At 70.9% G+C, this 23,753-nt stretch carries 22 protein-coding genes and 3 pseudogenes; 7 read left to right on the top strand and 18 right to left on the bottom strand.

Annotated elements, in window-relative coordinates:
* Positions 1 to 25: 25 nt before the first annotated feature.
* A pseudogene (locus BBK14_RS41795) lies at positions 26 to 2,284 on the bottom strand (nSTAND1 domain-containing NTPase); the annotation flags it as partial.
* 388 nt (positions 2,285 to 2,672) lie between these two features.
* Here BBK14_RS41795 and nifJ point away from each other — a divergent pair.
* The gene (nifJ, locus tag BBK14_RS28100) at positions 2,673 to 6,212 is read left to right on the top strand and encodes a pyruvate:ferredoxin (flavodoxin) oxidoreductase (RefSeq protein ID WP_071066222.1); all 3,540 of its coding nucleotides are present in this window, start codon (positions 2,673 to 2,675) and stop codon (positions 6,210 to 6,212) included.
* Positions 6,213 to 6,231: 19 nt separating this feature from the next.
* Here nifJ and BBK14_RS28105 read toward each other — a convergent pair whose 3' ends face one another.
* From BBK14_RS28105 to BBK14_RS28125, 5 genes are all read right to left on the bottom strand, one after another.
* Positions 6,232 to 7,137: an oxygenase MpaB family protein gene (locus BBK14_RS28105; protein ID WP_071066223.1), complete on the bottom strand. Its 906-nt coding sequence runs from the start codon at positions 7,135 to 7,137 to the stop codon at positions 6,232 to 6,234.
* Between the two features lie 195 nt (positions 7,138 to 7,332).
* Positions 7,333 to 8,223 (bottom strand): oxygenase MpaB family protein, encoded by an 891-nt coding sequence (locus tag BBK14_RS28110; protein ID WP_241831896.1) that lies wholly within the window; start codon positions 8,221 to 8,223, stop codon positions 7,333 to 7,335.
* Positions 8,224 to 8,398: 175 nt separating this feature from the next.
* A complete protein-coding gene (locus BBK14_RS28115; protein WP_071066225.1) occupies positions 8,399 to 9,235 on the bottom strand; it encodes a transposase family protein in 837 nt (278 codons plus the stop codon).
* A 71-nt stretch (positions 9,236 to 9,306) separates the two neighbouring features.
* A complete protein-coding gene (locus tag BBK14_RS40725) occupies positions 9,307 to 9,576 on the bottom strand; it encodes a TetR-type transcription factor C-terminal domain-containing protein (protein WP_071066226.1) in 270 nt (89 codons plus the stop codon).
* A gap of 88 nt (positions 9,577 to 9,664) precedes the next feature.
* Positions 9,665 to 10,129 (bottom strand): universal stress protein, encoded by a 465-nt coding sequence (locus BBK14_RS28125; RefSeq protein ID WP_071066227.1) that lies wholly within the window; start codon positions 10,127 to 10,129, stop codon positions 9,665 to 9,667.
* A 257-nt stretch (positions 10,130 to 10,386) separates the two neighbouring features.
* Between BBK14_RS28125 and BBK14_RS28130 the strand changes: the two genes are divergently transcribed.
* From BBK14_RS28130 to BBK14_RS42440, 3 genes and pseudogenes are all read left to right on the top strand, one after another.
* Complete coding sequence (locus BBK14_RS28130) at positions 10,387 to 10,674, top strand: DUF4242 domain-containing protein (RefSeq protein WP_071066228.1); 288 nt, start codon at positions 10,387 to 10,389, stop codon at positions 10,672 to 10,674.
* 11 nt (positions 10,675 to 10,685) lie between these two features.
* Positions 10,686 to 11,381, top strand: coding sequence for an AAA family ATPase (locus BBK14_RS39175; protein ID WP_198541457.1), 696 nt, complete (start codon positions 10,686 to 10,688; stop codon positions 11,379 to 11,381).
* 1,128 nt (positions 11,382 to 12,509) lie between these two features.
* A pseudogene (locus BBK14_RS42440) lies at positions 12,510 to 12,578 on the top strand (IS6 family transposase); the annotation flags it as partial.
* Between the two features lie 210 nt (positions 12,579 to 12,788).
* Here the strand turns inward: BBK14_RS42440 and BBK14_RS28140 are convergent.
* Positions 12,789 to 13,490, bottom strand: a complete 702-nt coding sequence (locus tag BBK14_RS28140) for an SDR family oxidoreductase (RefSeq protein ID WP_071066229.1) — start codon at positions 13,488 to 13,490, stop codon at positions 12,789 to 12,791.
* Between the two features lie 101 nt (positions 13,491 to 13,591).
* Here BBK14_RS28140 and BBK14_RS28145 point away from each other — a divergent pair, with 101 nt between their 5' ends.
* The 3 genes from BBK14_RS28145 to BBK14_RS41465 all read left to right on the top strand — a co-directional run bounded on the left by BBK14_RS28145 (position 13,592) and on the right by BBK14_RS41465 (position 15,494).
* Entirely contained in the window at positions 13,592 to 14,527 is a 936-nt protein-coding gene (locus BBK14_RS28145; protein ID WP_071066230.1) for an AraC family transcriptional regulator, read from the top strand.
* A gap of 182 nt (positions 14,528 to 14,709) precedes the next feature.
* A complete protein-coding gene (locus BBK14_RS28150; RefSeq protein WP_020462046.1) occupies positions 14,710 to 15,051 on the top strand; it encodes a histone-like nucleoid-structuring protein Lsr2 in 342 nt (113 codons plus the stop codon).
* A 47-nt stretch (positions 15,052 to 15,098) separates the two neighbouring features.
* Positions 15,099 to 15,494, top strand: coding sequence for an SDR family oxidoreductase (locus BBK14_RS41465; protein WP_275078521.1), 396 nt, complete (start codon positions 15,099 to 15,101; stop codon positions 15,492 to 15,494).
* Between the two features lie 60 nt (positions 15,495 to 15,554).
* Here the strand turns inward: BBK14_RS41465 and BBK14_RS40735 are convergent, their stop codons facing one another.
* The 11 genes and pseudogenes from BBK14_RS40735 to BBK14_RS41470 form a co-directional block, all read right to left on the bottom strand.
* Positions 15,555 to 15,761, bottom strand: a complete 207-nt coding sequence (locus BBK14_RS40735; RefSeq protein WP_071066231.1) for an acyl-CoA dehydrogenase family protein — start codon at positions 15,759 to 15,761, stop codon at positions 15,555 to 15,557.
* A gap of 40 nt (positions 15,762 to 15,801) precedes the next feature.
* Positions 15,802 to 16,017, bottom strand: a pseudogene (locus tag BBK14_RS40740) (acyl-CoA dehydrogenase family protein); the annotation flags it as partial.
* A complete protein-coding gene (locus BBK14_RS28165; protein WP_071066232.1) occupies positions 16,014 to 17,201 on the bottom strand; it encodes an acyl-CoA dehydrogenase family protein in 1,188 nt (395 codons plus the stop codon). The gene BBK14_RS28165 and the pseudogene BBK14_RS40740, both read right to left, overlap by 4 nt.
* A 52-nt stretch (positions 17,202 to 17,253) precedes the next feature.
* Positions 17,254 to 18,486 (bottom strand): acyl-CoA dehydrogenase family protein, encoded by a 1,233-nt coding sequence (locus BBK14_RS28170; RefSeq protein ID WP_071066233.1) that lies wholly within the window; start codon positions 18,484 to 18,486, stop codon positions 17,254 to 17,256.
* Complete coding sequence (locus BBK14_RS28175; protein WP_071066234.1) at positions 18,486 to 19,508, bottom strand: phosphotransferase family protein; 1,023 nt, start codon at positions 19,506 to 19,508, stop codon at positions 18,486 to 18,488. Before BBK14_RS28175 ends, BBK14_RS28170 begins: the two co-directional genes overlap by 1 nt.
* Entirely contained in the window at positions 19,508 to 19,735 is a 228-nt protein-coding gene (locus BBK14_RS43020; RefSeq protein ID WP_241831898.1) for a hypothetical protein, read from the bottom strand. The genes BBK14_RS28175 and BBK14_RS43020 overlap by 1 nt, the downstream gene beginning before the upstream one ends.
* A gap of 8 nt (positions 19,736 to 19,743) precedes the next feature.
* Complete coding sequence (locus BBK14_RS28180; protein WP_241831899.1) at positions 19,744 to 20,286, bottom strand: SDR family oxidoreductase; 543 nt, start codon at positions 20,284 to 20,286, stop codon at positions 19,744 to 19,746.
* 1 nt (position 20,287) lies between these two features.
* Positions 20,288 to 21,043: an SDR family oxidoreductase gene (locus BBK14_RS28185; RefSeq protein WP_071066235.1), complete on the bottom strand. Its 756-nt coding sequence runs from the start codon at positions 21,041 to 21,043 to the stop codon at positions 20,288 to 20,290.
* Between the two features lie 16 nt (positions 21,044 to 21,059).
* Positions 21,060 to 22,277: an acetyl-CoA C-acetyltransferase gene (locus BBK14_RS28190; RefSeq protein ID WP_071066236.1), complete on the bottom strand. Its 1,218-nt coding sequence runs from the start codon at positions 22,275 to 22,277 to the stop codon at positions 21,060 to 21,062.
* Positions 22,278 to 22,504: 227 nt separating this feature from the next.
* On the bottom strand, positions 22,505 to 23,068 hold the full coding sequence (locus BBK14_RS28195) for a TetR/AcrR family transcriptional regulator (protein ID WP_071066247.1): 564 nt from the start codon (positions 23,066 to 23,068) through the stop codon (positions 22,505 to 22,507).
* 158 nt (positions 23,069 to 23,226) lie between these two features.
* Positions 23,227 to 23,733, bottom strand: coding sequence for a WD40 repeat domain-containing protein (locus BBK14_RS41470; protein WP_071066237.1), 507 nt, complete (start codon positions 23,731 to 23,733; stop codon positions 23,227 to 23,229).
* Between the last annotated feature and the right edge of the window lie 20 nt (positions 23,734 to 23,753).

Raw genomic sequence — 23,753 nt, forward strand, 5'->3', positions numbered from 1 at the left:
CGCTGTCGGCCAGCCTGGTCAGCGCGCCGGCCACCCCGCCCGCGTCCCGGTAGGCGGCCGCGGACAGGACCCGCCCGTCACGACGTTCCCAGGTGGCCAGCAGGGCGGTGGACAGCAACGGCAGCACGCCGGGTTCGTGGTGCGCGTCGGCCAGCACGGTGTCGATGAACTCCGGCTCGGTCTCGAGGCCGGCCACCCGGGCGGGCCGCTCGACGGCCTGCCGCAGCTCGTCGGGTGTCATCGGGCCGACCAGCACACTGTTGTCGACGAGGCGGGCAAGCTCCGGGTAACGCGCGAAACGCCCGTAGTAGTCGGCGCGCACGGTGAGGACGACGCGCAGCCGCCCGTCCTCCCGCCGCAGCGCGCGGACCAGCTTGTCGATCAACAGCTCCCGGTCGCCGTCCCGCCAGGCGGTGAACGCCTCCTCGAACTGGTCCAACACCAGCAGGCGGACGGCGGACGCCGGCCCGGCGCCCGCCCCGACTCCCCCGGCCTGCGGGCCGACAGCCGTCACGTCGGCCACGCCCGCGTCGGTGGCGCCAGGGCCGTCGGCCCGATCGGTGTCGAACATCGCCAGGTCGGCCACGCCGATCGCGCCCGTTCGCACGACGCGGATGTCCCAGCAGTCGCTTCCCGGGAGGACGCCGGCCCGCAGCGCGGGGACCAGCCCGGCCCGCACCACCGACGACTTCCCGGAGCCGGACGGGCCGACGACGGCCAGCAGGGCCGCCGCCGCGCACCTGGTCACCAGCTGGTCGATGACCCGGTCCCGGCCGAAGAAGTAGCGGGCGTCCTCCTCGTCGAAGCGGGCCAGGCCCTTGTACGGGCACACCAGAGCGGAGCCGGTGCCGTCCACGGCGCTGGTGCCGTCCAGGCCACCCGGGCTGATCGCCTCCGAGCCGCTGGCACCGCCCCCGGTACTCGCGCCAGGTTCGAGCTGCTCACCCTCGGCACGGCGCATCCGCGCCTGTCTCAGGCGCAGGATTTCGGCGATCATCGCGCGCTCGGCGGCGTCCAGCTCCCGTCGACCCGTCTCCACCTTCGCCGCGGTCTCGCCGACCCGTTGCGCGGCGCGCGCGGCGGCCCAGGCCGCGCTGTCGGCGTGGATCCTGCGGGGGACGCCGGCGCTGGACGCGCCCACCGCCGCGAGCGCGGCCGGCAGCTCGTCGCCGTGGACGTAGCTGGCGACGATCTCGGCGAGCTGCTCGGGGGCCAGTGGGCCGAGCCGCAGCGCACGCCACGCTCCGCCCGCGCCGAGCCGCCCCGAAGGCCTGGCGGTGACGACGAGGACCGGCAGCCCGGCGACGTCGCCGGCGATCCGATCCCACGGGTCGCGGTCGCGGGCGGAGTGCTCGCCGGGATCATCGACGATCACCAGCGTCGGGCATTCCGCGGCCGACCGTGCCAGCTCCTCGGCAGAGGTGACCGGCAGGTTCTCCAGGCCGAGGACGACGTCGGCGCCGCGGGCCGCCACCCGGCGCGCGAACTCCGCCACCAGGCGGCTGACACCCATCCCCCCTTCGCCTTCGACGATGACCACGTCACCGCTGTCGCTGTCGAGGACCCGATCCCAGGCTCGTTCGAGCCAGCGCAGGTCCGCCTCCCGCCCGGCCAGCGGGTTGCGATCCGCACCAATAGCGGCGGGCACGGGCCGCGGCCGGACCGGGCTCGGCACCGGGCAGTCAGCACCGGCGAGGATGGCGGCGTACAGCGCCTGCAGCCGCGCGCCCGGATCCACGCCCAGCTCGTCGGTCAGGTGCCGGCGTGCCGAGTGGTACGCGGCCAGGGCCTCGGCCTGCCCGGCGGACTCGTACTGGGCGACCATCAGCTGACCCCAGAAGCGCTCCCGCAGCGGATGGCTGGTCACCAGCCGCCGCAGTTCCCCGACCAGGGCGGCTGCTTCGCCCAGCGCGAGGTCCAGGTCGATGCGGTCCGCGATCGCCGCGAGCCGCTGCTCGTCGAGGCGGCGACGCTCCGCCACCGCGAACGCGGCCTCACCGAGGTCCTCGTAGGCGTCCCCGCGCCATAACCGCAGCGCCCGGCGCAGTCTGGCTGCCGCAAGCTCGGCAGAGCCGCCGTCCCGGGCCCGCCGCGCCCCGTCCACCAGCCATTCGAACTGCCCGACGTCGACGGCGGTGGGACCGGCACGCAGGCTGTACCCGGCCGCGGTGGTGACCAGCACCTGCCATTCGGCCGAGGACCGGCCGGGCTCCAGTACCCGGCGCAGTCGGGAGATGTTGCCCTGGAGGGTCTTCTCCGCGTCGGGGGCGGCGTGGCCCCCCACAGCCCGTCGATCAGCCCTGGCACCGACACGACCCGGTTGTGCCGGGACAGCAGCAGGCCGAGCAGGGTGCGTTCACGGGGGCCGTGCAGCCGCAGGGGCACGCCGTCCAGCCGCACCTCCAGCGGCCCGAGGGCACCGAACCACAACCCGGAGGCAGCGGTTGACATACCGTCCCCGGACACGTGCGGGTGCCTCCTGCTTCTCCGGCCCGACCGCGTTCAGGACCGGGTCGTGGCAGTTGGTGATGAGGTTCGATATCGCCCCGGATTCTGCCGCAGATCACCCGGACGCCGATGACATTCGGCAGTCGGGTCGCCGTGCTGTACATCCTGGGCGTACGGGACGACGTCCTTCGCCACTTCGGCTCCGGACCATGCAGTCTGGCTGCATGGGGCAGAAGACGATCGACGGCAACGAGGCGGCCGCTTCGGTGGCCTACCGGGCAAGCGAGGTCATCGCCATCTACCCGATCACTCCTGCCTCGGGAATGGGCGAGCTCGCCGACGTGTGGGCGGCCGGGGGACGCCCGAACCTGTGGGGCGGGGTGCCCGAGGTGGTCCAGCTGCAGAGCGAGGGCGGCGCCGCCGGCGCCGTCCACGGCGCCCTGCAGGCGGGTGCGCTGTCCACCACCTTCACCGCGTCGCAGGGACTCCTGCTGATGCTGCCCAACATGTTCAAGATCGCCGGCGAGCTCACGCCGATGGTTCTCCATGTGGCCGCCCGGACCCTGGCCACGCAGGCATTGTCGATCTTCGGTGACCACAGCGACGTGATGGCGGCGAGGTCGACCGGCTTCGCCATGCTGTCCTCGGCGTCTCCGCAGGAGGCGCACGATCTCGCCGCGGTCGCGCACGCGGCCACTCTCGAGACACGCGTGCCGTTCCTGCACTTCTTCGACGGCTTCCGCACCTCGCACGAGCTGAACGAGGTCACGCTGCTCGACGACCCGACGCTGGCCGGCCTGCTGTCCGAAACCCACGTCGACGCTCATCGCCGCCGCGCGCTGTCCCCGGACCACCCGGTGATCCGCGKCACCACCCAGGACCCCGACACGTTCTTCCAGGCCCGCGAGGCGGCCAACACCTACTACGCCGCCGTCCCGGGCGCCGTGCAGCGGGCGATGGACCAGCTGGCCGCGGCGACGGGCCGGGCCTACCGCATCTTCGAGTACCACGGCCACCCGGAGGCCGAGCGGGTCGCGGTGATCATGGGGTCGGGCCGGTCGGCGGTGCGCGACGCGGTCAGCCGGCTGATGGCGCGGGGCGAGCGGGTCGGGTTCGTCCAGGTCCGCCTGTACCGTCCCTTCGACAGTGCGGCGTTCCTCGCCTGCCTGCCGCCGACGGTGCGTTCGGTAGCCGTCCTCGACCGGACGAAGGAGCCGGGCGCGACGGGCGAGCCGCTGCGCCTCGACGTCCTGGCGGCGCTCGCGGAGCGGCCCGAGCGCATGCCGCGGGTGATCGGTGCCCGCTACGGGCTCGCGTCGAAGGAGTTCACGCCCGCGATGGCGGCGGCGGTGTTCGAGGAGTTGGCGCGGGAGAACCCGCGGCGCGAGGTGACGGTCGGCATCGACGACGACGTCACGCACCTGTCCCTGCCCGCGGACGAGGACGGGTTCCCGGAGCCGGACGACGTCCGGCGCGCCGTGTTCTACGGCCTCGGCAGCGACGGCACCGTGGGCGCCACCCGCACCACCGCCGGCATCGTCGGCGACCACACGCCGCTGCACGCGCAGGCCTACTTCGTGTTCGACTCCAAGAAGTCCGGCTCGATGACGGTGTCGCACCTGCGGCTGGCGCCACGGCCGGTGGACGCGCCCTGGCTGATCCGGGACGCCCAGTTCGTCGGCTGCCACCAGTGGTCGCTGCTGGACCGGGTCGACGTCCTCGCCGTGGCCGGGCAGGGTGCCACCGTCCTGATCAACACCTCGTACCCACCGGATCAGGTGTGGGACCACCTGCCGGCCGAGGCCCAGCGGCACCTGCTGGCCAGGGGCGCACGGCTGTTCGTCGTCGACGCCGACCGGGTGGCGGCGACGGCCGGCATACCCGGCATCGTCAGCCCCGTCCTGCAGACCTGCTACCTACGGCTGTCCGGCCTGTTCGAGCCGGCCGAGGCGGTCGCCGCGGTGAAGGAGGGCGTCCTCGCCAGCCAGCGCAAGCGCGGAGCGGAAGTCCTGCGCCGCAACACCGCGGCCGTGGACGCGGCCCTGGGCGCGCTGCGCGAGGTCGACCTGCGCGACCGCACCGTCACCGGGCCGGCGCGCCGGCGCCTGGTCGGCGACGTACCCGAGTTCGTCCGGCAGGTCACAGCGCGGATCATGGCCGGTGAGGGGGGCCTGCTCCCCGTCAGCGCGCTGCCGGTCGACGGCACGTTCCCGGTGGGGACGGCCCGGTACGAGAAGCGCGGCATCGCCCGCGAGCTCCCGGTCTGGGATCCCGAGCTGTGCGTCAGCTGCGGCAAGTGCGCCATCGTCTGCCCGCACGCGGCGATCCGGATGACACTGTTCGACCCGGCGCGGCTCGCCGACGCCCCGCCGTCGTTCCGGCACACCCGCCCGAAGGACCCCCGGCTCGGGGAGTACCGGCTCACGATCCAGGTCGCGCCGGACGACTGCACCGGCTGCGGTGTCTGCGTCGAGGCGTGCCCGGCGAAGAGCCGGGAGATGCCGGACCACCGGGCGCTCGACATGGTCGACGCCGACTCCCGGTTCGCCGAGGAACGGACCAGCTGGGCCTTCCACGAGACCCTGCCGGCGGTCGAGCCGCGGCTCGCCTCGGCGGCCACCGTCCGTGGCTCGCAACTGCGGGAGCCGCTGTTCGAGTTCTCCGGGGCGTGTGCCGGCTGTGGGGAGTCGCCCTACCTGAAACTGCTCACCCAGCTGTTCGGTGACCGCATCGTGGTCGCGAACGCGACCGGCTGCTCGTCCATCTACGGCGGGAACCTGCCCACCACGCCGTGGACGGCCAACGCCGACGGCCGCGGCCCGGCCTGGGCGAACTCCCTGTTCGAAGACAACGCCGAATTCGGGCTGGGCATGCGCCTCGCGCTCGACGCCCGGGCCCGGGAGGCCCGCCGGCTGCTGCGCGCCGAGGGGGCTCTGGTATCCGACCGGCTCGTCGAGGCGATCCTGGACGCCGACCAGTCGACCGAGGCCGGCATCGCCGACCAGCGCGACCGGGTCGCCGAACTGCGGCGCCGGCTGGCGGGCAGCGAGCACGCCGCCCGGAACGGGCCCACCGCCCGGCTGGACGCCCTCCTCGACGACCTCGTCGCGAAAAGCGTGTGGATCGTCGGCGGTGACGGCTGGGCCTACGACATCGGCTTCGGCGGCCTCGACCACGTGCTCGCCTCCGGGCGCGACGTCAACATGCTCGTCCTCGACACCGAGGGGTACTCCAACACGGGCGGGCAGGCGTCGAAGTCGACGCCGCGGGCGGCGGTCGCGAAGTTCGCGGTCGGCGGCAAGCGGACCCGCAAGAAGGACCTCGGCCTGGTCGCGGCGGCCTACGGCGACGTGTATGTCGCGCAGGTGGCGCTCGGTGCCAACGACGCGCACACGGTGAAGGCCTTCAACGAGGCGGCCAGCTGGGACGGCCCGTCGCTGATCATCGCCTACAGCCACTGCATCGCCCACGGCATCAACATGACCGACGGCATGGCGCACCAGAAGGCTGCGGTGCGGTCCGGCTACTGGCCCCTCTACCGTTTCGACCCGCGGGCGGAGGAGCAGCCGTTCTCCCTCGACTCCCGGGCCCCGTCGATCCCGTTCAGCGAGTTCGCCGCGACCGAGTCCCGCTTCACCCGGCTCGGCACGGCCAACCCCGAGGAAGCCGACAAGCTCGAGGCCCTCGCGCAACGCGACATTCTCGGCCGGTGGCGCGGCTACGAACACGAGGCCGCCCAGAGCCGCCCGAGCCAGGACGGCTGATCCGTGTGCTTCCGCCGCGCTACCTGGTCGAAAGCGGTCGGTTCCTCCATTTCTCGTCGAGGGTCTCGGGCGGGGGCGGGGCACCGAGGTCCCGCGGCTGGTATCCCTCGGGATAGCCGGGGTAGGTGCGGGTCCTGGGATCCCAGGCGAACTTGATGCGCCGCCGCGGCGGAAGCCGCCGGATCACGGCCGAACGGGCCCGCAGCGAACCCGTCGCGGCCCGGCACATCCATGTCGGCGCCGGGTCGAATCCGAAGGCGCTCAGCATGGTCTCGTCGAGCAGCGACCGCACCCCGACCCGCACCGCCGGACGCAGCCGGGCGGGAAACCAGCCGGCGAACATCTCGGTCGTGTACGTCCCGATCCTGCGGTTGCTCTCGGCGAACCGGAAGGTCTCCTGCTCGTACTCGTGTTTGAAGGTGCGGAAGACGTCGAAGTCGGCGGGAATGTCGCGGATACCCATCCGCAGCCCGACCTCACGGTAGAACTGGAACGCGGCGATGGTCTCGTGATCGGTCAGCCGGCGCCAGCCGTGGGTGTTGATCCAGTCGATCGGCTCGTAGATGAAGGTGGTGAGCACGTAGCGCGTGTCATCGTTGTCGATGGCGTAGCGTCCGTGGATCCGATTGATCACCCGCAGTGCCTCGCGGCCGCGCGGAGAGTCGTAGCCGACGGCGGTGAGCTCCCCCATCAGCAGGGCGGTGTCGTCGTAACGCTTCTGCGGCCGCTCCCGGAACTCACCCGTCGCCTCCAGCAGCGCCGAGATCGTCGGGACGCAGTAGGTCCGGAACAGGGCGAACTCGAGCGCCCGGCGGTAGTCCCACGGGAACTCGTACCCCGAGGAGATCCGGTAGATCTCGTGGTGATCGGCCACCGGATCCAGCTCAAGGATCCGGCGCACCCACCTGTCGCGGTCAGTGAACATTCAGGCCAGCTCGTCCCGCCATTCGGATCACCGTCGCCCGGCGATTCCCCACCGACTGATCCCATCAGTTCGGACGCGCCCCGACGCGCCGCGACGCCAGCTATGCGAGCGGGGCGACACGTGGCGACGCGGCCGCCGTCAGATGCCGTGCGGACCCGGCGTCGCAGGGCATCTGACGTGCGCTGGGCGACGGCGTCAGGCCGCGGGACGGTTGATGTCGGGGATCTGGATGGGAGTGGTCTGGGTCGAGGGGCCCCCGTTGAGGAACGCCATGGCCACCGCTCGGATGAACTGGTCGAAGAGGTAGAAGTTGGCCGGCATGAGCGGGAGGAGTCCCTCACGGAACAGGATGTACGCCGGCCAGCCGACCTTGATGATCGCGGCCGAGGCCAGGTCACGTGGCAGCCCGAGCCAGTTGGCGACCGTGTCGCCGAGCACGTAGCGGGTGAACTCGTTGAGGAAGCCGCGCGTGACGCCCAGGTCGACCTGCGAGACGAGCCCGAGCAGGACCTCGGCGAGCGCCTTGCCCTCGGTGGTGGGCAGCAGGATCGGTGAGAGCACCTGGGCCGACTGGGCGTGCGCGTCGGCCCATGTCTTGGGAATGTACTCGTCCTTCACGCCGAGCAACGAGATCGCGACCTGCCAGCTGTGGAGGAAGGCGTTCTCATCGGCGGTCGACATCGGGATCTTCCATTCCTTCAGCTTGGAATGCACGAAGGTCCCCAGGCTGTGGAAGGTGACGAGGATGTCGCCGTTGCTGATCGGGATCGTCTCGGTCGCCCCCGACTTCCACTGCGGCAACTGCGGCAGGAGATGACGGACCGCGGCGTGCACCATCCGCGTCTTGTTCGCGGTGACGATGAACTGCCCGTTCGGCTCGAAGGCGTTCAACTGGCTCAGGTCGTACCCGAAGGTGAAGGTCTTCGCCGCACGGTCCTTCATGTCGGCGCCACCCTTCGACCAGTACACCGACCTGGCCTCGCGCGGGATGACCGTGCTCATGATTCCGCTGCCCAGTCCATACAGCATGAACAGATAGGTGTCCTTGCGCCGGTTGAAGTCGGCCGCGCGACGCAGCTGGCTCACGTCGACCCACGACGGTAACTTGTTGGACTGCTGCAGGAAAGCGGTGACGTCGGCCGGCAGACCAGTCGGCAGGGGATGGTTGTTGTTGACCCAGGGACCGATGGCCGCAGTGAACCTTTCCCGGTAACCCGCCGTCACTTTCGGTAGCGACAACTCCGTGTGTGGGGGTTGGTCTTCAGGTGGTGCGCTGGTGCTCCATGTGGAGCAGCACCAGGCAGGCCTTCACGACGGAACCGATCTGCCAGGGGTCGATCGTGACGTTGCGCAGGACACCGAAGGTGCCCTTGAGCAGGGCGTTTCCACGTTCGCCGACAGCGCGCAGCGCGTTGTTGATCCTGTTGTGGCCTGTCTGTTCGTCGGTGAGGGTTCCACCCTTCGGCTTCTTGAACGGGATCGCGAGCGGGCCCTCCTGGGTCGCGCACCCTTCGTAACCAAGGTCGAACAGGACCCGGTGGAACTCGTCGCCTGTCCACTCCTGCAGGACCCCGATCGCGCCTGAGGCACGCAGCGCGGTCAGGTCGTGCTCCCGGCCTGGCCGGACGTCGGAGACCCACAGCGGGAAGCCGTCGTCCGGGGCGGTGACGACCTGGATGTTGCCCGCGTGGTTGTGGGCCTTCTTCGACCACCACAGATCCACGCCCTTCGTCGGGCCGGGCATGGACAGGCGGTCGGTCTCGACGAGCGTGCCGTCGACGATCACATGGTCGTAGCCGGCCATCTTCGCGGCGATCAGAGCATTGCGCAGGTCAGGCGCCTGCCAGGCCAGCAACACGCGACCCTCGTGGATCGCGCGGTAGCACACGCTTCTACTGATCCCGTGATCCTCGCAGAGCCTTCTGACCTTCGTGCCGTCACAGAACCAGCGGATCACGACCGTGGCCTGCTCGGCGCAGCCGAGCTTCCGGGTCCCGTTCCGCGTTCCGATGCGCGCGCGTTCCGCCGCCAGGAGACGGACCAGACTCCAGAACGTGTGATCGCTGACGGGCAGGTAGGAGACATATGGGATGCTCATCGCGACGCGGGGCCTCTCGGAAGTTGATCTGTGGAAGGACTACTTCCTACCGAGGCCTCGCGTTTCGCCGTCTACCACCCCCGACGCACCGCCCGCTCGTCACCCACAGCAACCAAGCGCGGAGCGTGACGACTCGTTACGGGGAAAGGCTCACTGTACTGCCAGACGACGGCATCCTCCGTCAGCTCACCGTCCTCGCGGAACCAGACCGCGACGCCCATCCCCAGGTCGAGGATGGCGTACGAGGCCAGCCGCGCGGACGCCATCTCGAACAACCCCGCGCGCATCCCGGCCTCGATCAGGTCACGAAAACAGCCGTGGCCGTGGGCCCGGTACAGCACTTTCCACCAGCACGGAAGTCTCGCCGGCCGGATGCAACAGGCCGTCCAGGTCGCCTGCCCCGGCCGGACGCACGGGCCCGTTCGGGTGCTAATCGTCCAGGTCTGTCGGGACGACCAGAACGGGTCGCTTCGCCCAGTTGACCACCCGATGGGAGACCGAGCCGGTCAGCAGCCGCTCCAGGACGACCCCGCCGCCGTGCCGGGTGCCGATGACGATCGCGTAGGCGTCGACGCTGTCGGCCACGGCGAGCAGGCGCGCCGCGGGATCCCCGGCCAGGACGTGCAACCGCCAGGGCACGGCGCTGCCCGCCAGTGTCCGTTCCGCCAGCGTGCGGACCTCCCTGGTCCGGGCATCCTGGTCAGCCCTGAGGAACCGCTCGGACAGGTGCCGCCCGGGCACCGTGGAGACCATCACGCGGATCTCGCCGCGGCTGAAGGGTTGGACGTGGACGACATCGAGTTCCGCGCCCAGCCGCCGCGCGAGGTCAGCCGCCCGAACCAGGGCGGCGGGAGCTGCTTCCCGGGTGTCGACCCCGACAACGATGTGCTGCATACCCACAGGGTTTCCGCCAGCGGCCCGGCTAGGCATAGTCCGGCGGACTCCTCCCGCGGCCGCGGAGGGCACGCGGACCGGATCCAGGAGTGTCCGATCAGGCGGACATCTAACGCCCGCGTGCCCGTCCTCCGGAGTCGGCGCCTGGGTACCCGGACCGCGAACATGGGGAGTCGCTCCCGATGTCGGGACGCCTTGCCGCGCCGAGAGTGGAGACACCGGACGGCAGCGGGCCGTCGGATCGAAAGGAGCAGACCATGCCTCGCTTTGTCATCGAGCGCGAGATCCCCGGCGCCGGGAACCTCAGCCAGGAGGAGCTGGCCGAGATCGCGCAGACCTCCAACGAGGCCGTCGCGTCGCTGGGGGTGCCCTACACCTGGGTGAACAGCTACGTCACCGACGACAAGATCTACTGCGTGCACGAGGCGGAGGACGCGGAGACCATCCTCGAGCACGCCCGTCGCGGTGGCTTCCCGGCCAACAACGTCTCGGCCGTCGCGAACGAGTTCGGCCCGCAGACCGCCGCGACCGCGGCCCCGCGGTGACCGCGGCCCCGATGACGGGGCCGACGCTCCGGCGGGGCGCTCGAACCTTTCACCTCGGCGCCCCGCCCGCCCGCCTCTACCCTGACCATGTGGATCTCCTCGAACGGGACCGCAAGGGCGCCGTCGTCCGCGCGGCGATCGACCGGGCGGCGGCCGGGCAGGGGTCGGGCGTCGCGGTCACCGGGGAGTCGGGCGCGGGCAAGTCGGCTCTCCTCGCGGCGGCCCGCGCGGCCGCGCCCGGCCCGCGTTTCCTCCTCGGCGGCTGCGACCCGCTTCTGACGCCCCGGCCGCTCGGTCCGTTCCGCGACATCGCCGCGGCCGCCGGCCTGGGACCGCTGCTGCCCGGTGAGGACAGGGTCAAAGGTGAGAAGGCCGGCGACAGCGGCGCGGAGCTGGCGCTCGCCGGCGTCTGCGAGCGGATCTACGAAGCGCTGCGCGACGAGACGACAGTCCTGGTGGTCGAGGACCTGCACTGGGTCGACGCCGCCTCGGTCGAGGTGCTGCGCTTCCTCGCGCGCCGGGTCGACGCGATGTCGCTGGCGCTGCTYGTGAGCTACCGGGACGACGAGATCGGTCCAGGTCACTCGGCTCGCCCGCTGCTCGGCGACTTCGCCCGGCTGGCCGGCCTGCTCGGCCGCTGTCCCTCGGCGCCGTCCGCGCCGTCATCGGGGGCACCCGGCTGGAACCGAGCCGCGTGCACGAGCTGACCGGCGGCAACCCGTTCTTCGTCACCGAGATCGCCAAGGAGCCCGACCGCCCGCTGCCGACCTCGGTGCGCGACGCGGTGCTCGCCCGCACCGCCGACGTCACGGCGGACGACGTCGAGGTGCTGCAGATGGTGGCGACCGCGCCGGACCGGCTCGACGACCGGGTGCTGCCCGCGCTCGGCGTCGACCTGCCCACGTTGCGCCGCCTCGACACGACCGGCCTGCTCACCCGGGCCCGCGGCGGTCTGGTCTTCCGGCACGAGCTCGCGCGCCAGGCGGTCGAGAGCACGATCCCACCGGGCGGCGCCCCCCGGCTACACGCCCGCCTGCTGGCCGCGCTGGAGCAGATCGGGCCGCGCGATCCCGCCGTCCTCACCCACCACGCGGTCGCGGCCCGTGACGGGGCCCGGGCGGTCGAGGACGCGGAGCAGGTGATCGAGGATCGCGGCATGCCGCTCGCGACGCTGTGGCCGCTCCTCGTCACCGCCCTGGTCCCGCTGCGCCAGGGCGCGGACGTCCCGGCCGCCGCCTCACTCGCCGCCCTGGACACCGCCTGGGACCTCGCCGAACACCTCGACGAGCCGCTGCGCCGGCTGGCGGTGCTCTCCGCGCTGGCCGAGCGGATGTGGCTCACCGAGGTGTCCGACCCCCGGGTCACCCGCGCGGCGGCCGCGATCACCGAAACCGGGACACGCGCCGGTACTGCCGACACGGCCGGCGGGGCGGGGATCGCCGGGACGGCCTGGGCCGCCGGTGACCTCGCGGTCTGGCTGGCCCGGCTCGGGCTGCTGAGCCAACGACCGGCAGCGCGCGGCCCTGCGTCGCGACGGCATCACGCAGCTTCCCAGGCGGCCCCGCACGAGCACCCGGGCGAACCCGGCGGGCCTGACGAACCGTCAGCTCGACGTCGCCAAGCTGGTCGCCCGAGGGCTGACCAACGCCGAGATCGCCACCCGCCTGTACATCTCGGTGAAGACCGCCGACCATCACGTCTCCGCCATCCTCACCAAACTGGACCTGCCCACCCGCCGGGCCGTAGCCCTGCGCGCCGACGAGCTCGGCCTCGTCTGACCCGGCTCTGCTGCATCCGGCGGTGGCGGGACCTCGTGCCGGTGGCAAGGCATGATGAACAACCGCATCGAAGCCGACCACGGTCGGCTCAAGGCTCGGCTGCGGCCAATGCGTGGAGACTCACGCTCTCCCCAGATCATCCGAGTTAAATCACGATCAACCTGCCACAGGGAGTCCCTGCCGTTACCCCTTTCAGCAGGGACTCCTCGTGCGATCGTGACCCGGGTTTCCTGAGGCGATGACCGCGTCGCCGGAGAGATGCCGACTCGGTCAGCAAGGAGCCGACGGCGGCGAGTCTCGTCCTGAGGAAACGGAAGGTTCCGCGCGTGCGGGCTGTCATCCGGTCTGGGCGTACAGGACACCCGGGTCGGTGCTGAGCGCCGCCTTGGCCTCGGCACTGTCCCGGTCGGCGAGGATCTCGAACCGCCCGGCCTCCAGGCCGTCCAACGCCGCACGTACGACATCGGCCGGATCGTTCTTCGGGATGTCCCAGCCGGCCATCATGTCGGTGTCGGTGCTGCTCAGGACCAGACCCGTGACGAGGGTGCCCTGCTCACGCAGCTCCAGGCGGATTCCGTTGGTCAGGCTCCACTCGGCGGCCTTGGCCGCGCTGTAGGCGTTGGCCCCGAGATAGGACAGCCAGGACAGCCTGGAAAGGACGTTGAGGACCGCGCCGCCGCCGTTGCCGGCGAGCACCGGGGCGAACGCGCGCACCATCGCGAGGGTTCCGTAGAAGTGGGTGTCCATCTCAAGACGGATCTTCGTCAGATCGCCGGTGACGAGATTCTGCGCGGTGGACACGCCGGCGTTGTTGACCAGCAGCGTGACGTCGGATGCCGCGACGGCGGCCGCGGCGACCGAGTCCGGGTCGGTGATGTCGAGCGGCAGCGTCTCGACACCGGGGAGGTCGGCCGACCGGGGGCTGCGCGCCGTGGCGTAGATCTTCGACGCCCCCCGGTCGTGGAGCTGTCCGACGAAGTGGCGGCCGATGCCGCGGTTCGCGCCGGTGACGAGGGCGATGCTTCCGGAGAGGTCCATGGATGAACCATAGGGCGCGGCCATGAGCGTATGGATGCCTGAGGTTCTCATTCTGATATCCGTCTGCCTCACCACACGCGGCTTCCCGGTACGCTGCGTCCGTGGATGTCCTCGCCGACGTGCTGGCGGTCTCGGGGGTTCGCGGCGCCCTCGGGGCGAGGATCGAGGCCGGGGAGAACTGGGGCTGGTGGGCGGCGGCCTCGCGCGGCGCCGCCTTCCACGCGGTCACCGCGGGAACAGCCTGGCTGGCGGGCCCGGGCCAGTCCGCCCGCCAGCTCATGCCCGGTGACGTCGTTCTCCTGCCGAGCGGCACCGAACACGTCCTGGCGAGCGACACCGACACCCTGGCTCGAACCGGTGCGCACGCCTTCGACAGCTGGGAGTGGGCCGACTCCGGCGCGGTGAGGATCGGCTCCGGCCCGGTCCGCACCCACATCCTGTGCGCGCACTACTCGCATGACCCCGCCGTCACGACCCAGGTCCTCACCCTGCTTCCCGACCTGGTCCACATCCGTGCGGACAACGCCGGGGGGTGCCTCGAGGACACCGTTCGGCTGCTCGGGCGTGAACTCGCCCATCCGCGGCTCGGGACAGCCGTCGTCCTGGACAGGCTCGTCGACGTCCTCCTCATCCAGCTGCTGCGGGTGTGGCTCGCGACCGGCCAGACCCGGCCCGCGGCCTCCTGGCTGGGTGTCCTCGACGATCCGGTTGTCGGCGCCGCGGTCGCGAAGCTCCATGAGGATCCCGCGCGCGCCTGGACCACCGAGGCCCTGGCCGGTGAGATCTCCGTGTCCCGTGCCACGCTGTCGCGGCGGTTCCCCGCGGTAGTCGGCGAGACGCCCGGGGCCTACCTCACCCGCTGGCGGATGGACCTCGCGGCCCGCCGGCTGCGGGACACCGACGACGCGCTGGAAAGCATCGCCAGGTCGGTCGGGTACACCTCGGTCTACGCCTTCAACCGCGCCTTCACCCGCGCCCGCTCGCAGCCACCGGGCCGGTATCGCGTCAGCGCACGGGACTCCGCCCGCGGCTCCTGACCCGCCGGCCCATGAGCCACCCAAGAGTGCTCCACAAGCCCGATGTGATGCTCCCATCCGGAAGCCATCCGGTCATGATTAGCCGATTTCGGCGGATGCGACAGGCCCATCCGTGCGATTACGCGATACGGTATGCAATACATCGCGGATACACGGTCCGCACGTATGAACGAGGAATACTCATGGCGCAGAAGACCATCGTTTCGCTGATCGACGACCTCAGCGGAGAGACGGCCGAGGAGACCGTCCGGTTCGGGCTGGACGGCGCACACTACGAGATCGACCTGTCAGAGACGAACGCCACAAAACTGCGGGAGTCACTGGCCTCGTTCGTGACGGCGGCACGCCGGTCCGGTGGCCGCGCCGGCAGCGGACGGCGCGGCCCGCGCGCCGCCTCGCCGCGTTCCGCGGGAACCGACCGCACCGCCGACATCCGCGAGTGGGCGCGCAGCAACGGCTACACGGTGAGCGACCGGGGTCGTATCGCGTCGAACATCGTCGAGGCTTTCGACAAGGCTCACTGAGCACCAGTCCGGGGTGACCGTCGTGCCGTGCTACCTCCGATCGCGCGGTGAGGGCATCACCGAGGTGGTCCCGGGCGGGCCTGGCACGCGGTCCGCTCGGTCCGGGCCCGGCCGAGCCCGTCGTTCCCGAGCGTCCAGATGCCACCTGGAACCGGTCATACGGCGCGGAACAGTACCGGGGGGGCAGGTTCGACATCCGCGTCAACGCCGTGAGCCCGGGGTCCGTCCTCTTCCCCGGCGGCGGGTGGGAGAGGTACTCCCGGCGCCACCCGAACGAGTTCGACGAGTTCGTCCAGCGAGACTTCCCCGCCCGGCGACTGGGCACCGTCGACGAGGTCGCGGACGTGGTGACCTTCCTGCTCTCAGAGCGGGCCAGCTGGGTGAACGGAGCCACCATCGCCGTGGACGGCGCTCAGGGTCGACCGAGCGCCAGCGGGTACTGAGCCAGCCCTACGTCTCGAAACACAGAACACCCGGCGAGCGGAACGCCCCGATCTCGATCATCACGTCTCCAGTCCGACGAGTCCCGCGAGCCGGACACGGTGGGCGCCCGGCGCGCCGAACGCGATCTGGTCGGCCTTGGCCCGCTTGAGGTACAGATGCGCCGGGTACTCCCAGGTCATCCCAATGCCGCCGTGCAGTTGCACCGCCTCCTCGGCGGCGGTGACCGCGAAGTCGCCGCAGTAGACCTGCGCCACCGCGGTCGCCACGGGAGAGCTCCTCCAGCACTACGGCGGCCTCACGGGCCGACGCACCCGCACCGCCGCGGTGTTCGGGCACCAGCAGGCCGGCGAGGCCGAGGCCGAGGTCGACGGCCAGGGCCTTCCACAGCCCGCCCACGAGGGACCGGTCGCCGTCGTAGACCGCGATCACCGCGGCCGGGTCGCAGTGGTCGGCAAGCAGATCACGCACGGAGGAGCGCAGGTCGTCCTCGACGTCGGTGTAGAGCAGATCGAGCTCGCTCACCGGGGCAGCTCCTTCCAGGGGATGTCCTTGTCGACACGCGGCTCGGCGGGCAGGCCGAGGATCCGTTCGGCGATGATGTTGCGCAGGATCTCCGAGGTGCCGCCCTCGATGGAGTTGCCCTTGGCGCGTAGGTAGCGGTAGCCGGCGTCGTGGCCGGTCATGTCGACCTTGTCAGGCCGGACCATGGTCCAGTCGGAGTAGCGCAGGCCGTCCTCACCGAGCAGCTCCAGTTCCAGCCCACTGAGCTGTTGGGTGAGCCGAGCGAAGGTGATCTTCATCGCCGCGCCCTCCGGGCCGGGTTGACCGAGTGCGAGCTTCTGCCGCAGCCGCTGGCCGGTGAGCCGGGCGACCTCGGCCTCGACCCACAGCCCGAGCAGCCGGTGATGAAACCCGGGAGTACGGCGCTCCGGGTGGGCTCGCCAGGTGTCGGCCACCACCCCGATCATGCCGCCCTCGCGAGGTGCGGCTCTGCCGCCGATCGCCACCCGCTCGTTGTTCAACGTGGCGTTGGCGACCTTCCAGCCCTCCCCCTCGGCACCGAGCCGCTGGCTGTCGGGAATCGACACGTCGGTGAGGAGGACCTCGTTGAACTCCGCTTCGCCGGTGATCTGGCGCAGCGGCCGGACATCGACGCCGGGGTCGGTCATGTCGCACAGGAAGTAGGTCAGCCCACCGTGCTTCGGCACGTCGGGGTTCGTGCGGGCGAGCAGGATCGCGAACCGGGCCTGGTGGGCGCCCGAGGTCCACACCTTCTGCCCGTTGACCAGCCAGGTGTCGCCGTCACGAACCGCGCGGGTGGCGACACCGGCAAGGTCGGAGCCGGCGCCGGGCTCGCTGAAAAGCTGGCACCAGATCTCCTCACCGGTCCACAGCGGCCGCAGGAAACGCCGCTTCTGCTCGTCGGTCCCGAACCTGAGGATCGTCGGCGCGGCCATGCCCAGGCCGATGCCATTGGCCTGCCGGTTGTTGTCAGGCGCCCCGGCTTCGTCGAGGAGACGGTCCACCTCGGCCTGCAGTGCCTGCGGCAGACCCAGCCCGCCCAGGCCCTCGGGGAAGGACACCCAGGCCAGCCCGGCGTCGAACCGCGCCCGGAGCCAGGTCACGCGCTCCGTGGTCGCCGTGTCGTGCTCGGCGAGGAACTGTTCCACGCGCTGGTGGAGTTCCTCGGGAAGATCACGGTTCATCGGGCCTCCGTACGGTGCCGGGCGGCCCGGGAGGGCCGGATCTGGCTGATCGTCATGGCGACTTCCTCGCCTCGGCCTGGCGTCGGATCTCGGTGCGCGCCAAGGCGTTCCTGTGCACCTCGTCGGGGCCGTCGGCGAACCGCAGGGTGCGGATCTGGGCCTGGCAACGTGCCAGCGGCAGATCCTGGCTGAGGCCGGCGGCACCGTGCACCTGGATGGCCTTGTCGAGGATCCACTCGACGGCGGCGGGGGTGGCGATCTTGATCGCCTGGATCTCGGTGTGGGCACCCTTGTTACCGACGGTGTCCATCAGCCAGGCGGTCTTGAGTACCAGCAGCCGCAGCTGTTCGACCCGGACCCGGGACTCGGCGATCCACTCCCGGACCACTCCCTGCTCGGCTAGCGGCTTGCCGAACGCGACCCGGTCACCGGCCCGCTCGCACATGAGCTCGATGGCCCGCTCGGCCATGCCGATGGAGCGCATGCAGTGATGGATCCGGCCGGGGCCGAGCCGGGCCTGCGCGATCTCGAAGCCCTGGCCTTCCTCGCCGATCAGGTTGCTCACCGGAACCCGGACGTCGGCGAGCACGATCTCCGCGTGGCCGCCGTGCTCGTGGTCGTCGTACCCGAACACCTCCATGCCGCGCCTGATCTCGACCCCGGGGGCGTCACGCGGGACGAGGATCATCGACTGCTGGCGGTGCCGGTCCGCGGCGGGGTCGGTCCTGCCCATCACGATGAGGATCCGGGCGTTGGGGTTCATCGCGCCGGTGATCCACCACTTGCGGCCGTTGATGACGTACTCGTCGCCGTCCCGCACGATCGAGGTGGTGATGTTGGTGGCGTCGGAGGATGCCACGTCGGGCTCGGTCATCGCGAACGACGAGCGGATCTCGCCCTCGAGGAGTGGCTCCAGCCACTCCTTCTTCTGCTCGGCGGTGCCGAAGATCGAGAGCACCTCCATGTTCCCGGTGTCGGGGGCGGCGCAGTTCAGGGCGGCTGGTGCGAGGTGCGGGATGCGGCCGGTGATCTCGGCGAGCGGGGCGTACTGCAGATTGGTGAGCCCGCCGCCGTGTTCGCCCGGGAGGAAGAGGTTCCACAGGCCGCGCCTGCGCGCCTGCGCGCGCAGCCCGGCGAATGCGGGCGCGGAGTCCCAGGCCCACTTGTTCCGCAGTTGGCCGAGCTGTTCATGGAATACCGGCTCGGCCGGGTTCACCTGGGTGTCCATGAAGTCGAGGAGGCTGTCACGCAGCTCCTCGGTCTTCGCGTCGAGGGCGAAGTCCATCAGGTGCGCTCCCTGAGTACGGTCAGGCCGGCGTCAAGCAGGGGATGGATGGCCTCGCCGATGTGCTCGAAACCCGGGCCGACGGTCTGACCGTGGAGGCCGCGGTAGTGGATGCCCTCAAGGATCGCGGCCAGCTTGAAGGACGCGAGCCCGAGGTAGAACCCGAAGCGGGACAGGTCACGGGCGCTGTGGGTGGTGTACCGGGTGAGGATCTCGGCCTCGTTGAGAAAACCGGGGGCTGAGGAGGCGTCGACGAAGGTGCCACCGAGCATCGTGCCCAACCGCTGGTACAACACGAGCAACGCCAGGTCGGTCAGCGTGTCTCCCAGCGTGGCCATCTCCCAGTCGATGACCGCGACCAGCCGGTCGGACTCGTCGATGAGGACGTTGTCAAGCCGATAGTCACCGTGCACGATGCCCGGCGCCGAGTCCGAGGGAACATCAGCCGCGAGGCGGGCGTGCAGCTCGTCGGCGGCGGGCAGGTCGCGGCTGCGCGACGCGTCGAGCTGTTTCTTCCACCGGCCCACCTGGCGGGCCAGGAACCCCTCGGTGCGGCCGAAGTCGGCCAGCCCGACCGCCGCCGGGTCGACCTCGTGCAGCGCGGCAAGGGTGTCCACGAGGCTGCCCGAGATCAGCCGGGTGCGTTCCGGGCCGAGCGCTTCCAGTTCGGCGGCGTGGCGGTACGGTGTGCCCGCCACCCGCTCCATGACGTAGAACGGCGCACCCAGTACCGACTCGGCCCGGCACAGCGCGTATGTCCTCGGAACCGGCACCCCGGTGTCCTGCAGCGCCGACATCAGCCGGAACTCCCGCGCCATGTCGTGCGCGGTCGCGAGCACGTGCCCAAGCGGCGGGCGGYGGACGATCCAGGTGTTCCTCCCGTCGGTCACCTCGTAGGTGAGGTTGGATTTGCCGCCGGCGATCAGGCGCGCGGACAGGTTCCCCTCCGTTCCGGGCACCGAGGTGGTGAACCAGGCGGTGAGCCGGGGCAGGTCGAGGCCGGGCAGACTCCGCGGCATCATCAAACGGCCCTTCGGCTCTCCAGGCGTTGCTGAAGCCTGTTCATCCCGGTCAGCCACCGGTCCGGGTCCGCGGCCCGGGCGGCGTAGTAGTCGCCCACGCCCGGATGCGGCAGCACCAGGAACCGGCCGTCCCGCAGGCCCTGCCACACCGCCTCGGCCACGTCCTCCGTGGCGAGCACGGTGTCCAGGCTGAGGAGATCCTGGAGCTCGCCGGCCTCGTCGAACATCCGGGTCTTCACCCCCTGGGGCAGACCACCTGGACGATCACGCCCCTGTGCCGGTAGGTCGCTGACAGCCACTCGGCGAAGGCCACCGCGGCGTGCTTGCTGACCGAGTACGTCGGACTGCCGAGCATGGTGAGCAGTCCGGCCGCGGACGCGGTGACCACGAACCTGCCCGCCCCGCGCTCCACCCAGCCTGGCAGCAGCAGGCGCGCGGCGCGCACATGCGCGAGCACGTTGACCTCGAGGCTGGCCGTCCAGTCCGCCTCGGTGGCGGCCAGGCCCTTGCCCCGGTCGATGCCGGCGTTGGCGAACCAGATGTCGATCTCGCCGAGATGTCCGCGGGCGGAGTCGATGAGCGTCGCGAGCCCGTCCTCGGTGGCGGCGTCCCCTGGGAGGGCGTGTCCGCCGATCTCAGCGGCTACCCGCTCGGCCGCCTCTGCGTCGAGGTCGTTGACCACGACACGCGCGCCCTCGGCGGCCAGCCGGGTGGCGATCGCCCGGCCGATGCCGTGCCCGGCGCCGGTGACAACCATGCCCTGGTCGCTCGCAGCCATGTCAGAAGCCACTGGTGAGGGCGACGCCGCCGTCCACGACGAGCAGCTGACCGGTCATCCACGCGGCGTCGTCGGAGAGCAGGAACGCGACCACGCCGCCGACGTCCGCGGGCGTCCCGAGTCGTTTCAGCGGGTATGCGGCGGCGACCTCCTCCTCGCGGCCCGCGTAAAGCGCGGTGGCGAACGCCGTCTTCACCACCGCGGGGGCGACGGCGTTGACCCGGATGTCCGGGCCGAGCTCGACGGCGAGCTGCCGGGTGATGTGGGTGAGCATCGCCTTGCTGGCGCCGTAGAAGCCGATCCCGGGCGCGGGCCTGAGACCGGCGACCGAGGAGACGTTGACGACCGCGCCACCGTGTTCCTTCATCCAGGCATGGTGCACCTGCCGCACCCAGGACAGCGCGGCGATGCAGTTGACCTCGACGATCTTCCGCGCGGCGGCTGGCTCCAGCTCGGTCATCGGGCCGTAGGTGGGGTTGATGCCGGTGTTGTTGACCAGCAGGTCGGAGCTTCCGAAGGTGTCGATCGCCCGCTTGACCACCTCGGCCTGGTGGTCGAGGTCGTCGGCGTGGCCGGCCACGCCGAGCGCGTACTCACGTCCACCGAGGTGGGCGACGGCCTCGTCGAGCGCCTCCTGCCTGCGGGCGGTGACGACGACCTTCGCGCCGTCGGCGACCAGCCGCTCGGCGACGGCCAGGCCGATCCCCCGGCTGGCTCCGGTGACAATCGCGGTCTGCCCTGAGAACCTCGTGGTCATCACTTGGCCCTTCCGTTCAGCTCAGCCGCTCGATGACCATCGCCATGCCCTGCCCGCCGCCGACGCACATGGTCTCCAGCCCGAACTGCTTGTCGTGGTACCGCAGAGAGTTGATCAGCGTGCTGGTGATCCGGGCCCCGGTCATGCCGAACGGGTGGCCGACCGCGATCGCGCCGCCGTTCACGTTCAGCCTGTCCTCGTCGATGCCGAGCTCACGGGCCGACGCGATCACCTGTGCGGCGAAGGCCTCGTTGATCTCGACCAGGTCGATGTCGTCGATGGTGAGACCGGCCCGGGCCAGCGCCTGCCTCGAGGCCTCGACCGGGCCGAGCCCCATGATCTCCGGCGAGAGACCGGTGACGCCGGTGGAGACGATCCGGGCCAGCGGCGTGACGCCCAGCGACCTCGCCTTCGCGTCAGACATGATCACCACCGCGGCGGCGCCGTCGTTGAGCGGGCAGCAGTTGCCGGCCGTGACCGTGCCGTCGGGGCGGAACACCGGTTTCAGCGCCGCGACCGCCTCCAGCGTGACGCCGGCCCGCGGCCCGTCGTCCCCGGTGACCCGGGTGCCGTCGGGAAGGGTCACCGGGGTGATGTCACGGGCCCAGAAGCCGTCCGCGATCGCCTTCTCCGCGAGGTTCTGGCTGCGCACGCCGAACGCGTCCTGATCCGCCCGGGTGACCCCTTTGAGCTGGGCGACGTTCTCAGCGGTCTGTCCCATCGCGATGTAGAGGTCAGGCAGCCGGCCCTCGCCGCGGGGGTCGGCCCAGGTCTGGCCACCGGCGGCGAACCTCTCGGTACGGGCCTGCGCTTCGGCGAACACCGGGTTCCGGGTGTCGGGCAGGTTGTCGGCGTTGCCCTTGAAGTACCGGCTCACGGTCTCGACCCCGGCGGAGAGGAACACCTCGCCCTCCCCCGCCCTGATCGCGTGCATCGCCATCCGGGTGCTCTGCAGGCTCGAGGAGCAGTAGCGGTTCACGGTGGTGCCGGGCACGTGGTCCAGACCGGCCATCACGGCGACGGCACGGCCCAGGTTGTTGCCCGACTCCCCCGCCGGCTGACCGCTGCCGAGCACCAGGTCGTCGATCTCGGCCGAGTCGAGCTCGGGCACCTTGGCCAGCGCCGCCCGCACCATCTGGACGGTGAGGTCGTCCGGACGCATGTCCTTCAGGGAGCCCTTCACCGCACGGCCGATCGGCGAGCGGGCGGTGGCGACGATCACGGCTTCCGGCATCGAGATTCCTTCCCTGCGAACCAGGCGTTGTTCAAATCCGCCTGATCCACTCCGCCGCGGAACCTCCACGGGGTTGTCACCACCCGAGGTACATACCGTCTGGTCGGTATTGAGGATGCCGGGAGCGACCAGGCCTGTCAACGGTTACATCGCCGATGGCGTGGAGCCTGGTCGGCCGTGGCCGACGCGAGGCCGGCGCGCGTGGTTAGCGCGAGGCCAGCGCGAGGTCAGTGCGAGGTCAGGCTGGCCAGCAGGAGGTCGGCGAATGACCGGCCGATCTCGCGCTCGGAGAGCCGGCCGTGGGGCTTCCACCACATCGGCAGGTGGTGCACGGAGCCGAAAAAGTAGTCGACGATCAGGTCCGCGTCCAGGTCGTCACGGAAGACGCCGGAGGCCTGCCCCTCTTCGATCATGGCACGGAAGGTCTGGTGGTAACGCCGGCGTTCGCGGCGCACCGCCTTCTGCTTCTCCTCGCTCAGCTGGTGCAGCGAACGGAAGAAGATCGTAGTGCTTTCGAGGTTCTCGATCGTCGTGACCACCACGTCGGCGGCCGCCGCGTGAAGACGTTCCTCGACCGGCCCCTCGTGGGCGGCGGCCTTCTCGAGCCGGTCTGTCTGCATGCGCAGTACCCGCCCGTAGATCTCGTAGAGCAGGTCGTCCTTGGAGCCGAAGTAGTGATACATCGCGCCCTTGGTCACTCCGGCCGCCGCCACCACGTCCTGGACCGAGGTCCCTTCGAAGCCCTTTTCGGCGAACAGCTTGAGCGCAACGCCGAGCAGCCGCTCGGGCACCGTCCGCCCGTCGACCGTGGACGGCGGGCGCCCCACGCGGCGCGCGGACTGGTCTGCCATCCGACCACTCCTCCTGGAGGCGACACGGTCAGAATATGCGGACCCTACGGTGAACCGGATGACGGAAGCCGGGCCGGTGTCGCGCGCGGACGGCCGATTCAGCCGGCCCGTGGCGGGAGCGTCTGGACAATCTCGCCTGTCGTCAGGTCGCGTACCGTCACGAACCCTTCGATGTCGCCGGTGGCCAGACGTCGGCCGTCCGCCGACAGGGCCATGGACGCGATCCCGCCCGGGTCGTCGACGCCACGGTCGAAGCCGGCTGCCAGGTGCTCCCCGGTCGGGCTGTACGCCACGGCGGTCGCGTAGGTCGGGTTGTTGCGCACGACCCGTAGGCACCGACCGGTCTCGACGTTCCAGATCCGTACCTTCCCGTCATGGCTGGTGCTTGCCACCCTGCGGYCGTCGGGACGGTACGCGACGTGTGTCACCTTACGGTGGTGCTCGTCTGGGGTGTGGGCTTCGGTCCGCGACCCCCTCTCGACATCCCAGATCCGGACTTTGTGGTCGTCGCCACCGGTGACGAGGTGCCGGCCGTCCGGACTGAACGCGAGGGATTCGGCGCGACCGTCGTGAGCGCTCAGCCGATGACGGACCCGCCCCTCCACGGTATTTCCACATTGCTGGA

It is taken from the genome of Parafrankia soli, from assembly GCF_001854695.1.
Classification (GTDB): domain Bacteria; phylum Actinomycetota; class Actinomycetes; order Frankiales; family Frankiaceae; genus Parafrankia; species Parafrankia soli.

Coding starts and splice junctions, on each gene's coding strand:
- BBK14_RS28125 (WP_071066227.1), bottom strand. CDS start 10,129: ATGCAGCACATCGTTGTCGGGGTCGACACCCGGGAAGCAGCTCCCGCC.
- BBK14_RS28165 (WP_071066232.1), bottom strand. CDS start 17,201: ATGAACCGTGATCTTCCCGAGGAACTCCACCAGCGCGTGGAACAGTTC.
- BBK14_RS28140 (WP_071066229.1), bottom strand. CDS start 13,490: ATGGACCTCTCCGGAAGCATCGCCCTCGTCACCGGCGCGAACCGCGGC.
- BBK14_RS28170 (WP_071066233.1), bottom strand. CDS start 18,486: ATGGACTTCGCCCTCGACGCGAAGACCGAGGAGCTGCGTGACAGCCTC.
- BBK14_RS28115 (WP_071066225.1), bottom strand. CDS start 9,235: ATGAGCATCCCATATGTCTCCTACCTGCCCGTCAGCGATCACACGTTC.
- BBK14_RS28150 (WP_020462046.1), top strand. CDS start 14,710: ATGGCGCAGAAGACCATCGTTTCGCTGATCGACGACCTCAGCGGAGAG.
- BBK14_RS28105 (WP_071066223.1), bottom strand. CDS start 7,137: ATGTTCACTGACCGCGACAGGTGGGTGCGCCGGATCCTTGAGCTGGAT.
- BBK14_RS28130 (WP_071066228.1), top strand. CDS start 10,387: ATGCCTCGCTTTGTCATCGAGCGCGAGATCCCCGGCGCCGGGAACCTC.
- BBK14_RS28190 (WP_071066236.1), bottom strand. CDS start 22,277: ATGCCGGAAGCCGTGATCGTCGCCACCGCCCGCTCGCCGATCGGCCGT.
- BBK14_RS28180 (WP_241831899.1), bottom strand. CDS start 20,286: ATGGCTGCGAGCGACCAGGGCATGGTTGTCACCGGCGCCGGGCACGGC.
- BBK14_RS28185 (WP_071066235.1), bottom strand. CDS start 21,043: ATGACCACGAGGTTCTCAGGGCAGACCGCGATTGTCACCGGAGCCAGC.
- BBK14_RS43020 (WP_241831898.1), bottom strand. CDS start 19,735: ATGTTCGACGAGGCCGGCGAGCTCCAGGATCTCCTCAGCCTGGACACC.